Below are 14,344 nucleotides of genomic sequence, written 5' to 3'. Positions count from 1 at the left end.
TCCAGAAATGAAAAACAGTTTTAAATTTCTTCTAATTGCATTTGCAGCAATTCTATTATTTACATCTTGTGAAAAGGATACTCCTGGTACGGATGTTACCTTTGAACAGAAGGTTCTCATTATTAACCAGGGTAACTTTACAGAGCACTCTGCCAGTCTCTCACTCTTTGATGAGAAGACAATGACCATCACAAACAGAATTTATGAAACAGCCAATAGCGGAATTTCTATAGGTGCAACTATTATTTCAGGTACGGTATCTCCTCAGAAAGAGGCATACCTTGTCTGCAATAATCCAGATAAAATTGATATAGTGGATGCTGCCACAGGAAAGCTTAAGAGTTCAATAACCAATTCTCTGGCTTCTCCAAGAAATATGATTTTTGCAGGGGATAAACTCTTTGTTACAAACTGGGATTATAATTATGAAGTAAATGATTTGGGATGGTGGGAGTATCCTGATTCGTATATTGCAGTATATGACGCAGTTAGCAAAGCTCTTGTCAAAAGAATTCCTGCCGGGACAGATGCTGAAGGTATTGCTATGTTTGGGACAAGACTTTTTGTAGCTGTAAAGGAGGGAGTAAGAGTATTTGATGCATCCAGGGAGGACTATCCGGTAATTGCAACCATAAGGCCTTCCGGAGTTACAGGTAATGCAAAACATCTGGTATTTGACAGCTCTTATAAGTTATGGGCATCTTTCCCTGATAAAGGTCTGGTAAGAATTGACCCATCCTCTCTGGTCGCAGATAAAGTTGTTGATATACCTGTTGATTCAATGGACGGATTTATTACTTCAGACGGTAAGGGTAAAAAAATATATACCTATAAGACCGAATATGATTCAAACTACAATCCCACCGGAGCATCAATTTTCTCAATGGATGTAGCTAATTTCAGTATTTCAGAGGTTTTCACCGGAACATACTTCTATGGTGTGGGCGTAAGCCCTTCAACCGGGAATATATTTACAGCAGAGACAAGCTTTTCATCAAACTCACTTCTCAAAGTTGCAGGTCCTGACGGGATATTAAAAACATCGGCCGGTGCGGGAATTGGCACCAGCCGATATCTCTTCTTCTGATTATTGAAAGTTGTCGCTGAAGAGAGGGGCCCGGTCAACTGCCATTGACCGGGCCCTCTTTTATTTACTCTTCTGGTTGGTGATAAGTTATTGTTTTGATTATGTCCGGGTGTATGCTGTTTGCAACCGGGCAGGTCTTAACCGAGCTCTCGATAAATCTCATCTCTCTGTCACTGTATTTCCTTGGGAGGTAAATGTCAAGTTTAAGTTCTGCAACCCTGCGGGGGTTGGCTGCCATAATTTTCTCGGTTTCAATTCTCATACCATCTACGGAAAATCCGTGTGCCTGAGCGGCAATTCCCATGATGGTCATCATACAAGAGCCGAGTGATGTTGCAAACATATCTGTTGGTGAGAACATCTCTCCCTTTCCGTTATTATCTTCCGGAGCCTCTGTCATAATTTTGCTGCCTGATTTCAGATGCTCTGCCTCTGTTTTGAGGTCACCAATGTAAAATGTGCGAATCTTTGTCATTTTTAATATTTTTTTTATTGAATAATCTCTTTTCCAAGCAGTGTTGCCGATGTGCAGGACTCTATCTTTACTTTTACATAATCTCCCTTTTTATGTGTTCCTGCAGGGAATACTACTGTCTTATTTTGTTGAGTTCTACCTGTAAGCTCTGCCCTGGATTTCTTTGAATAACCCTCAACAAGCACCTCAAACTCCTTGCCAAGATCTGCCCTGTTGCTTATCAGAGATAGCTCTCCCTGAAGTTTTATTATTTCGTTGAGTCTTCTGCTCTTCACCTCAGCCGGAACATCATCCGGATATCTTCTGGCCGCCTTTGTATTTGGCCTTTCCGAATACTGGAACATAAATGCGGTATAGTATCCTACCTCTTTCATTACAGACAGAGTATCTGCGTGGTCCTCTTCGCTCTCTCCGGAGAAGCCTGCAATTATATCTGTGGAAATTGAGCAATCAGGCATTATTTCTCTAATCTTTGAAACTCTCTCAAGGTATTGCTCTCTGGTATATTTCCTGTTCATCTTAAGCAGCATCGCATCACTTCCTGACTGTACCGGGAGGTGGATATGCTTGCAAATATTGGGATACATGGACATTGTATAAAGAACGGCGTTACTCATATCCTTTGGGTGGGATGTTGAGAACCGGACTCTAAGCGATGGATCAATCAGTGCAACCATTTCAAGAAGCATTGCAAAGGATGTCTTCTCTGTAGGGTTTTCAGGGTTTACCCAGTGATATGAATCCACATTCTGCCCCAGAAGAGTTATCTCTCTGTAACCATTTTCAAAAAGCTCCCTGGCCTCCCTCTCAATACTCTGCGGATCTCTGCTTCGCTCCCCCCCCCTCACATATGGAACAACACAATAGGAGCACATATTGTTGCATCCCCTCATAATAGAAATAAAGGAGGATACTCCGTTTTTGTCCATTCTTACAGGTGAGATGTCGGCATAGGTCTCCTCCTGAGAGAGCATTGTGTTTATCTGTTTGTCTCCTCCGTCAAGGCTCTCCAGCAGAAACGGGAGTGACCTGTATGAGTCTGGACCGGCAACAAGATCTACAGCCGGATGGTTAAGCAGATCCTCCTTAAGTCTCTCTGCCATGCAGCCCAGAATCCCTACTTTTACACCTTTACGCTTTGTTTTTTCAATCCTGAAGAGGTCAAGCCTTCCCCAAATTCTTTGTTCTGCGTTGTCTCTGATTGAGCAGGTGTTAATAAGTATTAGATCTGCCTCTTTTATTGATTCGCAAAGAGTGTATCCGGCGGGCTGAAGTATAGATAGAACTACTTCACTATCGTTTACATTCATCTGACATCCGTATGTCTCAATGAAAAGCCTCTTCTCTCCAAATCCTTTAATGGGCTTTACGGAATGATATTTGTTTGTCATTATGATTAGTTTAATGGGTGCAAATATAGCTTTTTTATACCTTTGCATAAATCCTCAAAATAATATGAAGAAATTTTCACTGTTTATAATATTAGTAATCACATTACTGTCCGGATGTAATAACTACAGGGATATTGAGATTCTTGATGTCAAGCTTACTGATGTTAAAATTTTAAGCACATCAAGGGCTGAAGTTGAGCTGGAGTATGTTGTCAGAAACGGATCCTCAAGAGATCTTACACTTACCTCTACTGATGGTTTCCTTAAGAAAGAGGGGGTAAATTTTGCTCAATTCAGACTGATTGAGTCCGGATTAATAGAGAGGGGTAAAACATCCTCAAATAAAACAAAAATAAATGTTGAACTTCTTGATCCTATCTCTCTTTTCTCGCTGGGGCTGAATATAAACAGCTGGAAAATGTCTGTATTTCAAGTTGATGTAAGAGGTGTTATTTCAAATGACAGAGGGAATAAGAGGGTTTTTAAATTTAAAAATCTTCCTTTGGAAAAATTGGTAAATAAGTTCTGAGATGAGAAAAGTATTTCTGATTGCTTCCCTGTTATTTTTAACAGGTACTCTAAAGCTAACTGCACAGGAGTTGATTGTCACAACACCGGATACAGTAAAGATTATTGCACCTCCGGTAATGGATTCCTCATTCTATTTAAAAAGTATTCTGGGTATGATGTCAGAGCCCGGAGATGGAGGGGCCAGGGTTACTCTCTCTCAGAGTGCCGGAGTGGAGAGGGCTGTAAATGCACATCTGCAGGCAGCCGGTTCAAGAAAATTAAACGGATATAGAGTAAGAATATTCTTTGATAACAAGCAAAATGCCAGATCAAGGTCCCAGGAGGTTATGAATGGTTTTTTAAGCAGGTATAATTCTGTAAGAGCATACTGGAACCACGAAAGCCCATTTTTCAAGGTTACTGTAGGTGATTTCAGAACAAAATCAGAGGCTATGAGATTGTTAAGGGAGATATCTTCTGAATACCCTTCTGCTTTTGTTGTCAGAGAGAGTATAAACTTTCCGCCGCTTTAACCGTATTATCTTTTTTTATACTTGCTTTTCTTTCTCTTTGCTCTTGCAGCAAGCTCTTTTGTTGTGAGCCACCATTTTGTTCTGAACTTTTCTGCCAGGGCTAAAAGTGGTGTCATGTATCTCTCAATTTTTTCCGGATATACATCCTTAATACTGACAAGGATTCCTGTCTCTTCAACTCCGCCAAAATGCTCATTTATAGCGGTTCCAAACACCTTCATGTTTGGAGAGAGATTCATATATGAGTTAATAAGAGGGGGGATGTGTTCGCCCAGATCTCTTACAGCTTTAGACATAAGCTTGTATGCATCTTTGTAGTCAAGATTTTTGAACAGATCTCCATAGTATGGATTTATACTGTCGTAGTCAAGAGGTATAATAGGTGTAACTAGCTTCTCATTATCCGGGAAATATTTGTTTAGAAAATTCAAAAGAGTGTTTCTGGCACTCATATGATATGAGGTATACATTGTAACCTTTCCAAAGAAAAATTTAATATCCGGGTGCCTGAGCATAAGTGCCCCAAGCCCATCCCAGAGATTGTCAAGTGCAAACAGCCCCTTTCTTCTGATATTGGTGCTCTGATAATTGGGCTGGATAAATGATCTGCCAAGCTCAATTGTGTAGGGCATATACTCTTTAATAAATTTATCGGAGAATGAAAAGAGTTCGCTTGTAGCCAGGTGTTTTGTCTCTAATCCGGTACAGTGAATATATCTGTATCCTCCAAGTATCTCCTCATCTTTAGGATCCCATACAATAAGCTGTTTGTAAGGATATCTTATATCGGTATCAAATTCGTCAATATCAAGTGGTTTGCCGGTTCCTCCGCCTGCAAGCCTGAAGGAAATCTCCCTCAGCCGCCCCAGCTCTCTCATAGTATTGGGAGAGTTGTGGTAAGTTATCTCATATATTTTGTTGTCACCCTTTCTAGTGTTCCTGATAAATTTATCAGAGGTTAGCTCTTCTTTTATGAGCTCTCTGTCAACTGGTTGTATTACAGGTTCCATTTTGTTATCTGTTTAGATTGTACACTTCGCCTCTGAGTCTCTCGCTCCAGTATGCAGGACTCCCTTCGCTCACAAGCATTTGGTGAGTAACGGGGTCTCCAATGAATATGTCAAAGGTAGCATTTCTTTGTCTGAACATCTCTCCCGGAAGAAGGATAGTTTCGTAATTAAACTTTATACCCAGTGATTTTCTTATGTTTGCAAATTTGTAAAAGAAGGTAGAGTTTCTTCCTCCGAAAAATATTGGAATGATATCTCTTCCATGTTTAATCGCTTGGTTTACAAAGCTTTTTTTCCAGTCAAGGTCCTTTATCTCTCCGTTTATCATTCTTGAACACAATCCGGCGGGGAAGTATAAAATCTGAGCATCTGAGTCATATGCATCAAGAATCATCTTTGCATTGTCGACATTTTGTCTGCCGTATTTGTTCACCGGAACAAACACAGATTTTAATGGCTCAATGTGCATAAGAAGGTCGTTTACAACAAACCTGACATTATCGAACATCTCCCCGAACACCTCAATAAGAATCATTCCGTCCAGCCCCCCAAGCGGATGGTTGGAGACAAACATATATCTCCCGGGTCTTTTGATTTTTTCAATACCGTGGACTTTATATTTTATACCCAAGTCTCCCAGGGCAGCACTTGCAAATGCTCTTCCCTTAAGATGACCATGGTGCTCAAGTATCTCGTTTATCTCCTTCTGATGGATGACTCTCTTGGCAAAATTGATCAGAAACTTAGGAATAACCTTGAGCAATTTTGGGTTTTTGGATCCAATTATTCTTTCAATGTCAATCCGGAGATTATTCTCTTTTTCGTTCATTAGAGCGGGGTTTAATCTGAGTGCGAAGTTAAATAAAAATCATATCTTTGCATAAACGCATATCCATTTATATGTTAAAACAGGGTTTACAGCAAAAGTTGCAACAGAAGCTATCACCGCTCCAGATTCAGACCATAAAGCTGCTGGAGTTACCTACGCTGGAACTTGAACAAAGGATTAAAAAAGAGCTTGAGGAGAATCCTGTACTGGATGAGGGGGGGGATGACGAGGAGAGGGATGAGAGTGAATCAGGTAATCTGTCTCTTAGTGATTACAGTGCAGAAGACCAGATTCCCTCTTATAAACTGTATGTAAATAATCAGGGGAAAGATCTTAAGCAGGAGTACAGCATTTTTTCTGTAAAGGAGAGTTTTCACCAAAGCCTGATATCTCAGCTGGGGTTCAGCGATATGGATGAACATTCAAGAACTATTGCCAAATACATTATAGGTTCTCTTGATGATGATGGTTATTTAAGGAGGGATACCGACTCTTTGGCAGACGACATTGCGTTCCGTCAGGGCATTGTTACTGATGTGCACGAGGTGGAGAGAATTCTGGCGAAAATACAGGAGTTTGAGCCGGCCGGGATTGGTGCAAGAGATCTTAGAGAGTGTCTGCTCCTTCAGATAAAAAGCAGGAGGGAGTCAAAAGCCCAGAAAATTGCAAAAGAGATACTTGAAGACTTTTTCACAGAGTTTACAAAGAAGCATTATTCAAAGATTATATCCCGGATGGATATAACAGAGGATGATCTTAAAGATGCCATAGAGGAGATTGTACACCTTAATCCAAGACCGGGAGGGCAAATAGATGACTCATATGCAGAGCAGGCGCAGCAGGTAGTTCCGGATTTTCTTCTTGAATATAAAGATGGGGAACTTGTAATGTCAATGCCCAGATTTACCGTGCCTGAGTTAAGAGTCAATAAAAGATATGCAGATTTACTGGTCTCTTCAGCAAATTCATCCAGCAGAGAGGGAAAGGAGGCAGCGACCTTTGTTAAGCAAAAGCTTGACTCGGCAAAATGGTTTATTGAGGCAATCAGACAGCGCCACAATACCCTGGAGAATACCATGAACGCAATAATAGAATTCCAGAGGGATTATTTCATTGAGGGCGATGAGACAAAGTTAAGGCCTATGGTGCTTAAGAATATAGCAGAGAAAACCGGACTGGATATCTCAACTATTTCAAGGGTAGTTAACTGTAAATATATACAGACACATTTTGGGATCTATCCGCTTAAATACTTTTTCTCAGAGGGTCTCATGACCGATAGCGGAGAGGAGGTCTCAACCAGAGAGATAAAGAATATTCTTGCATCAAGTATTGATGTTGAGGATAAGAAAAAGCCATTAACTGATGAGGAGCTGGTTTCAGTTCTAAGTGATAAAGGTTACAAGGTTGCAAGGAGAACAGTTGCCAAATACAGGGAGCAGCTAAATATTCCTATTGCAAGATTGCGCAAGGAGTTATAAATATATATTATGAAAAAAATTTTCCTGGGTATTGCTTCAGCATTTACTATGTTAACATCTTGTCAGATGAAAGATACAGCAGATTTGATAATTTATAATGGTCTTATATATACGGCCGATTCTTCATTTTCAACATGCACTGCAGTTGCAGTTAAGGATGGTCTCGTTATGGCAACCGGTACAGATGATGAGATTCTTAATACATACAGATCTGCAAAGATGGTGGATCTTGAAGGAAACGCCATGTATCCAGGATTTAATGATGCTCACTGCCATATTACTGGTTTGGGTGCCGGCTTGCTTAGGGTAGATCTGAGAGGAACTCGTTCCTTTGATGAGATTCTCAATAAATTGGAGGCGAGGCAAAATGAGTCACCATCAGATTATCTGCTGGGAGACGGATGGGATCAGAATTTATGGCCGGAGAAGAGTTTCCCGGATAACTCAAAACTAAATGAGCTTTTCCCTGAGACACCTGTTATCCTTTCCAGGATTGACTTCCATGCTGTTATTGTTAATAAGGCTGCAATAGAGAGACTCGGTATTAAACCGAGTGATCCCTCAATACTTCCTGGAGAGGCAATAATGAAAGGGGGAGAGTTTACAGGAGTGTTTCTGGAGAATACTGCAGACAGATTTAAGGAGATTGTCCCTGAACCGGACTCAAAAGAGATGAGAAGAATGCTGCTTGCGGCAGAAGAGGAGTGTTTTAAATATGGTCTTACCTCAATATCAAGTGCAGGAGCAGATCTGAGACTTGTTGAAATTCTTGATAGTATGCAGAGTGAGGGGGATATGAAGCTGAGAATAGATTTGTGGCTTACTCCCGGAGATGAGATGTTTGCCAGAATAGACAAACCCTATACAAAAGGTCGTCTCAGAGTAGGGACAATAAAGATGTACGCAGATGGTGCCCTTGGATCCAGAGGTGCGCTTATGATTGAGCCATATTCAGACAACAAATCAATTTACGGGATACAGGCAACAACAGATGCGGTACTGGACTCAAATGCCAAATGGGCTTTTGAGCATGGTTTTCAGGTAGCCATTCACTGTATTGGTGATGCCGGAAACAGGCTTGCTTTGAATCTGTATTCAAAATACCTCCCTGAAGGAAATGATTTAAGATGGAGAATAGAGCACTCTCAGATTATTCATCCGGATGATTTCAATCTGTTTGGAAAATATAATATAGTACCATCAATTCAGCCTACACACGCAACATCTGATATGCTATGGGCAGTTGACAGAGTTGGAAAGAGAATCGAGGGAGCCTATGCGTATAAAAGATTGCTGGATCAAAACGGATGGCTCCCTTCAGGCACAGACTTTCCGATAGAACAGGTAAACCCTCTCTACACCTATTTTGCAGCTGTTCACAGAGTAAATCTTGATTTCATTCCTCAGGAGGGATTCCAGATGGAAAACGCACTTACTCCGGAAGAGGCACTCAGGTCAATGACAATATGGGCAGCAAAAGCCTCCTTTGAAGAGAATCTTAAGGGAAGTATTGAAAAGGGTAAATTCGCAGACTTCACTGTTCTTGACAGGGACATCATCACCTCAGACCGTCAGGATGTACCCAATACAAAGGTTCTTAGAACCTTTGTAGCAGGAGAGGAGGTTTATAAAGCTCAATAATTTATAATAACAATCAGAGTTTGCTCCCGTAAGCAAGGTCTCCGGCATCACCAAGGCCGGGGACTATATATGATTTAATAGTGAGTTCCTCGTCAATTGCACCTACCCAGAGAGTTGTGGTTTTATGAGGCAGATGTCTGGAGAGATACTCAATCCCTTCTGTACTTGCAATCGGGCAGACAATATGTGTGTGCACCGGTGTTGAGATTTCGCAAAGTCTGTTATATGTAAGAACTACGGATGATCCTGTGGCAAGCATTGTGTCTGCAAGAATCAAAGTTCTGCCCTCGACTGACGGACTGCTGGCATATTCAATCTGTATAGTGAACTTATTGTCCTTGCCATACTTCCTGTATGCAGCTATAAAGGCGTTCTGAGCCTTGTCAAAATAGTGAAGAATCCCATCGTGCAAAGGGAGCCCTGCTCTCATAATGCTTGCAATAACCACTTCATTGTCGTGAGTTCTGCATTTAGCAATTCCTAGAGGAGTTACAACATCTTTTTCTGAATAATCCAGAGATTTGCTTATTTCATAGGCAAAGACCTCTCCAATCCTTTCAAGATTTCTCCTGAATCTCATACTGTCCTTTTGGATAACGTGGTCGCGTATCTCCGCAATGAAAGAGTTGAGAACGGAATCTTTCTCACCCAGGTTGATTATCTTCATCTGATTTTGATTGTGAAATTTTCACAAATATATGAAATAATCAGATTATCCCATCGTCTGCAAAACTGAAATACTTGTCACCGGCAATTATTATGTGATCCAGCAGAGTAATATCAAAAAGTGCAGCCGCATCCTTTAGTAATTTTGTTTGTGTCTTGTCACTCTCTCCAGGTCTGGCATTCCCGCTCGGGTGATTATGCGCTAAAATGATAGCACTGGCAAGCTTCTCCAGGGCCCCTTTAACAATGAATTTTACATCAACTACTGTCGCAGAGAGCCCCCCCTTTGACAGTCTGTTTTTGGAAATCAGTTTATTCGCTCTGTTAAGATAGAGTACCCAGCACTCTTCGTATGGCAGGTCTCTTAAAACCGGGCTGATTACATTAGCTGCACTTTGTGATGAGTGAATCTCAGGAAACTCTTTTGTTCTGGCTGTATTCACCCTTTTACCTATTTCAGCTGCCGCAAGCAGAGTTATAGCTTTTGTTTTGCCGATTCCCTTTACAGACATAAGGCTCTCTGCCGAAGCAGACATAAGCACTCTTAAACAGTTATCGTGCATTGAGAGTATTCTTCTGGCCAGATCTAAAGCACTCTCCTCCCTATTCCCGGAGCCGATAATTATTGCAGCAAGCTCAGCGTCGCTCAGGTTTTCTGCCCCGATAGCTGCCATCTTCTCACGAGGTCTCTCATCCTCTTTCCACTCTTTGATTGGTAGTTTTTCAGCCATAATTGACATATAATAAAAAAGCTTCCCAATATTAGGGAAGCCTCTCTAAATTCTTATGTCAAAAAGTAAAAAACTTACAATTTGCTTACATGGTTAGCAATACCGCTTTTTAGATTTGATGCTTTGTTGGCGTGAATTACATTAATTTTAGCCAGCTTGTCAAGCATTGAAAAAACTTTAGGGAGAAGGGCTGTGGCAGCCTCTTTATCCGTTGTATTGCGTATCGCTTTGATAGCGTTTCTTGTTGTGCGGGCATAATATTTGTTATGCACCCTGCGCTTTTCGCTTTGACGCGCGCGCTTTTCTGCAGAAGCGTGATTTGCCATTTTAAAATTTTTTTGTTTTTGGTAGTCCGTAGGGGAATCGAACCCCTATTGCAAGAATGAAAATCTTGAGTCCTAACCGTTAGACGAACGGACCATTTCCCAACCCGGGCCTAAGCTCTGTTTTAAGTTGGGAGTGCAAAGGTAGAAAGATTTTTTTTAGATGCAAAAAAATCTTAAAAATTCTCGTAGGAATAGATAATTGACTCTACCTGGCGAAGGTAATTTCTTTTATCATAGCGAGGTGCATATACAAAGGCTTCAAGTCCGATTATGTTTTTTCCCTCTTTGTCAAGGAAGAAATGGCTTACAAACGGGCCCCCCATAAAGTCGTTCTGAACCTCCCAGAGACCTCTCAATTCTGCAAATGTCCTCTGTTTGTATGTAATCCATTTAAGACCAGGCTCTATAAGCTGGTTTGTTATCATATAAGTATTCTCAAGTTGCCCGGGTACATTTTGTTGCATCACTGAATTCCTTATACTTATAAGGTTTTCACGGCTGAAATTTGTGGAGTCAGTATAGGGAACCCTGTATATAAAGATGCCCTGGTTTGTGCCGGTTGTTTCATATGATATCCATATAAAATCGTCAGTTTTTTTTCTGAGATTATAACCGGTAGGGTAGAAAGGAGAGCCTCCAAAAGCCTCAGATACAAGCGTTCTTAAACCTCTCTCTTCATATTTTTTAGCATTTGCAATGTTTCTGTTCCTCTCAGCCTGAAGGATGGAGTTTGCCAGTTTATCACTCTGTTTTTGAATCTCCTCAGCAGCAGATTTTGCATCAGGTGCTGAGATAGTTATTACAATCTGTGGTGCTGCCCAGACATTTTCCTGGTATACGATCTTAGTTGCTTTATACTCCTCTTTTATTGATACAATTACAATATTTCTGTGGACCTGGAAAATACTTGTAAATGCGTTTTCAGGAATATTAACCAGAGTAAAAATCGGCTCTCTTTGTGGCAAAAAAGGTTGGTCAACAGCCAGGATTGATCTGAGAGCTATTCCGGGATCGCTCTCCCAATACCCCTTGTTTACTACAATAACAACCTCTCCTGCTTTGCCGCTAATGCTTGGCATAAGTCTCGGGCCGTTCGTGCAGGATGCCAGCAGTAATGAAGCTACTGCAATGAATGTTAAAAAACTTTTAGCTCTCATAACTTAATCAGTTAAAAAGTCTGTAAATGTCATTTCCAAAAGCAAGGAACATAATTGCAAGAAGCACAAGCATTCCGGCAACCTGAGCATATTCCAGGAATTTATCACTTGGCCTTCTTCTGGTTATAATTTCATAAAGAAGGAATAGAATATGACCTCCATCAAGAGCAGGAATTGGAAGCAAATTGACAACAGCAAGCATTATAGAGAGCCAGGCTGTTAGATTCCAGAAAATCTGCCAGTCCCATGCAGATGGGAATATATTGCCTATTGCAATAAAACTGCCTACAGATTTGTATGCCTCTGTCTTTGGTGAGAATATTAATTTCAGCTCCTTCAGATAGTTACCAATTGTGGAAAATGCTTTGTCTGCACCTGCAGGAACTGCTGCTATCATAGAGTAGTCTGAGTTTGTTATTTTGAAAAATTTATGCAAGTCGCCATCCAGGACAACTCCTATAAGTCCATTTTCATCTACTGCGAGTCTCTTTTCAAATATCTCTGTACCCCTTGAGATTGTTGCCGTTACAGAATCTCCTTTGCTCTTCTGAAGGATTTGTTGAATGTCCTGAATAATATAGGCCTCAGTAGAATCAATCGCAACTATTCTGTCACCGGCTATCAGTCCGGAGGCTGCATTAATTGAAGAGTCCGGCACTGACTGAATCTGAAACGGAACTCTGAGTGAGAACATTCCGGGAGTATTTAGTACAGCAGGAATATATTGAGGATTAATATTAATCTCTTTGCTCTCATCTTTCCTGAAGATCTGAGCAGTTTGTGCCTGATTACGGGCAAGTACAACCTGGAGCTCGTTAAATTTTACAACTTTTTCTCCGTCAAAGGATATAATCTTATCACCATTCTCAAATCCAATCTCCCTGGCAAGATCATTGCAATGCACTCCGTAAACTGCATCTTCGGTTTTAAGATACTCTTCTCCCCATGTAAAAAGTGTGGCTGAGTATATGAGTATTGCAAGTATAAAATTGAAGAATACCCCCCCAAACATAACAAAGAACCTTTGCCAGGCCGGTTTGCTTCTGAATTCCCAAGGCTTTGGCTCTTGTTTCATAGCCTCTTTGTCCATTGACTCATCTATCATTCCTGATATTTTGCAATACCCTCCCAGTGGAAGCCAGCCTATCCCGTACTCGGTGTCGGAATTTTTAGGCTTGTATTTAAACAGGGAGAACCAGGGGTCAAAAAAGAGATAGAATTTTTCAACTCTTATCTTGAACAGTCTTGCAAAAAAGTAGTGACCAAACTCGTGTACAAGGACAAGAATGGAGAGTGCAAGAATTACCTGTAGAATTTTAATTAAAATAACCATTTTCCAGAATTGTTATGCTTTGTGTTTTTTTAGAATTTCCAATGCGAAGGCTCTGGCCCCGGCATCTGTTTTTATAATATCTTCCAATTGAGGTTCAGCAACAAACATCGTTCCACTTATAACCTCAGCTGTGATCTTGTGTATGCTTGTGAAGGATATTCGTCCACTCAGAAATGCATCAACTGCAACTTCGTTTGCAGCGTTCATTGCACAAGGGATGTTCCCTCCTCTCTCAACAGATTCGTATGCAATATTTATACTGGGAAACTTATCCCTGTCTGGTGATATAAAATCTAATCTTGACAGTTGTGCAAAATCAATCCTCTCTGTCTCCAGATCGAGTCTGAATGGGTATGAAAGGGCATACTGAATCGGCAGTTTCATGTCTGGTGTGCTCAGCTGTGCTGTAACAGATCCATCTCTGAACTGTACCATAGAATGGACTATTGACTGAGGGTGTATTATTATCTCAATGTTTGAGGGAGCCATGTCAAAAAGCCATTTGGCCTCAATCATCTCCAGCCCTTTGTTCATCATCGTTGCTGAGTCTACTGTCACTTTTGAGCCCATTTTCCACCTTGGATGGTTAAGGGCATCTGTAACAGTGGCTGTTTCAATTTCAGCAAGGCTTTTATTCAGGAATGGGCCACCGGATGCTGTAAGGATTATTTTCTCGGCTTTTATTCTCTCACCCTGTAGACACTGAAATATTGCCGAATGCTCTGAATCAACCGGAATTACTGGTGATCCGTACTCTTTTGCAAGTGCCATAACCAGTGAACCGGCTGCTACCAGTGTCTCTTTGTTTGCCAATGCTATTGCTTTACCTGCTCTTATTGCTGCAAGGGTAGATTCCAGCCCGTTAAACCCAACCATAGCGGCTAATACAATGTCAATATTATCTCCCTGAACAAGGGCGTTTATTGATTCTCTTCCTGTGAATACCTTAATATCGTGAGGCGAGAGAGCTTCGTTAACCTCTTTGTATTTGCTTTCGTCAGTAATCACAACGGCATTTGGAAGGAGCCTGACAGCCTGTTCAATCAGTAAGGCTGAGTTTTGCCGGGCTGTTAAAAGTTCTACACTGAAAACATCAGGGTGCCGCAGGCAAACATCAATTGCCTGAGTTCCTATTGAGCCTGTAGATCCAAGGATTGCAATCCCTCTTTTCATC

The 14,344-nt window shown here is 41.0% G+C and carries 15 protein-coding genes and 1 tRNA gene; 5 read left to right on the top strand and 11 right to left on the bottom strand.

Going from position 1 to position 14,344, the window contains the following annotated elements; translation table 11 throughout:
• Nucleotides 1-7: 7 nt before the first annotated feature.
• Nucleotides 8-1,087 carry a DUF5074 domain-containing protein gene (locus U5907_05525; protein WRQ32043.1) on the top strand — a complete coding sequence of 360 codons (1,080 nt, stop codon included), beginning with the start codon at nt 8-10 and terminating at the stop codon, nt 1,085-1,087.
• Nucleotides 1,088-1,151: 64 nt separating this feature from the next.
• On the opposite strand, the gene U5907_05520 is transcribed toward U5907_05525, so the two are convergent.
• Entirely contained in the window at nt 1,152-1,562 is a 411-nt protein-coding gene (locus U5907_05520; GenBank protein WRQ32042.1) for an OsmC family protein, read from the bottom strand.
• 14 nt (nt 1,563-1,576) lie between these two features.
• Entirely contained in the window at nt 1,577-2,953 is a 1,377-nt protein-coding gene (gene miaB, locus U5907_05515; GenBank protein ID WRQ32041.1) for a tRNA (N6-isopentenyl adenosine(37)-C2)-methylthiotransferase MiaB, read from the bottom strand.
• 64 nt (nt 2,954-3,017) lie between these two features.
• On the opposite strand from miaB, the gene U5907_05510 reads away from it, so the two are divergent.
• On the top strand, nt 3,018-3,482 hold the full coding sequence (locus U5907_05510) for a hypothetical protein (protein ID WRQ32040.1): 465 nt from the start codon (nt 3,018-3,020) through the stop codon (nt 3,480-3,482).
• Between the two features lies 1 nt (nt 3,483).
• The gene (locus U5907_05505; protein WRQ32039.1) at nt 3,484-3,996 is read left to right on the top strand and encodes an SPOR domain-containing protein; all 513 of its coding nucleotides are present in this window, start codon (nt 3,484-3,486) and stop codon (nt 3,994-3,996) included.
• A gap of 5 nt (nt 3,997-4,001) precedes the next feature.
• Here U5907_05505 and U5907_05500 read toward each other — a convergent pair whose 3' ends face one another.
• The gene (locus tag U5907_05500) at nt 4,002-5,006 is read right to left on the bottom strand and encodes a GNAT family N-acetyltransferase (GenBank protein WRQ32038.1); all 1,005 of its coding nucleotides are present in this window, start codon (nt 5,004-5,006) and stop codon (nt 4,002-4,004) included.
• 4 nt (nt 5,007-5,010) lie between these two features.
• Nucleotides 5,011-5,835 (bottom strand): 1-acyl-sn-glycerol-3-phosphate acyltransferase, encoded by an 825-nt coding sequence (locus tag U5907_05495; GenBank protein ID WRQ32037.1) that lies wholly within the window; start codon nt 5,833-5,835, stop codon nt 5,011-5,013.
• 71 nt (nt 5,836-5,906) lie between these two features.
• Here U5907_05495 and rpoN point away from each other — a divergent pair, with 71 nt between their 5' ends.
• Together rpoN and U5907_05485 are read left to right on the top strand one after the other, a co-directional pair.
• A complete protein-coding gene (rpoN, locus tag U5907_05490) occupies nt 5,907-7,316 on the top strand; it encodes an RNA polymerase factor sigma-54 (GenBank protein ID WRQ32036.1) in 1,410 nt (469 codons plus the stop codon).
• A gap of 9 nt (nt 7,317-7,325) precedes the next feature.
• On the top strand, nt 7,326-8,957 hold the full coding sequence (locus U5907_05485; GenBank protein WRQ32035.1) for an amidohydrolase: 1,632 nt from the start codon (nt 7,326-7,328) through the stop codon (nt 8,955-8,957).
• Nucleotides 8,958-8,970: 13 nt separating this feature from the next.
• Here the strand turns inward: U5907_05485 and upp are convergent, their stop codons facing one another.
• From upp to U5907_05450, 7 genes are all read right to left on the bottom strand, one after another.
• A complete protein-coding gene (upp, locus tag U5907_05480) occupies nt 8,971-9,624 on the bottom strand; it encodes a uracil phosphoribosyltransferase (protein ID WRQ32034.1) in 654 nt (217 codons plus the stop codon).
• Nucleotides 9,625-9,664: 40 nt separating this feature from the next.
• Nucleotides 9,665-10,354 (bottom strand): DNA repair protein RadC, encoded by a 690-nt coding sequence (gene radC, locus U5907_05475; protein WRQ32033.1) that lies wholly within the window; start codon nt 10,352-10,354, stop codon nt 9,665-9,667.
• A gap of 74 nt (nt 10,355-10,428) precedes the next feature.
• Nucleotides 10,429-10,680 (bottom strand): 30S ribosomal protein S20, encoded by a 252-nt coding sequence (gene rpsT, locus U5907_05470; GenBank protein ID WRQ32032.1) that lies wholly within the window; start codon nt 10,678-10,680, stop codon nt 10,429-10,431.
• Nucleotides 10,681-10,699: 19 nt separating this feature from the next.
• Nucleotides 10,700-10,774, bottom strand: a tRNA-Glu gene (locus U5907_05465).
• 79 nt (nt 10,775-10,853) lie between these two features.
• Complete coding sequence (locus tag U5907_05460; GenBank protein WRQ32031.1) at nt 10,854-11,837, bottom strand: DUF4837 family protein; 984 nt, start codon at nt 11,835-11,837, stop codon at nt 10,854-10,856.
• A 7-nt stretch (nt 11,838-11,844) separates the two neighbouring features.
• A complete protein-coding gene (gene rseP, locus U5907_05455; protein WRQ32030.1) occupies nt 11,845-13,170 on the bottom strand; it encodes an RIP metalloprotease RseP in 1,326 nt (441 codons plus the stop codon).
• 12 nt (nt 13,171-13,182) lie between these two features.
• The gene (locus U5907_05450; GenBank protein ID WRQ32029.1) at nt 13,183-14,343 is read right to left on the bottom strand and encodes a 1-deoxy-D-xylulose-5-phosphate reductoisomerase; all 1,161 of its coding nucleotides are present in this window, start codon (nt 14,341-14,343) and stop codon (nt 13,183-13,185) included.
• Between the last annotated feature and the right edge of the window lies 1 nt (nt 14,344).

The organism is Bacteroidales bacterium MB20-C3-3, assembly GCA_035609245.1.
Classification (GTDB): Bacteria; Bacteroidota; Bacteroidia; order Bacteroidales; family UBA932; genus Bact-08.
Note: the sequence above shows the minus strand (reverse complement) of the source record. Positions and strands in the feature narration are given on the sequence as shown.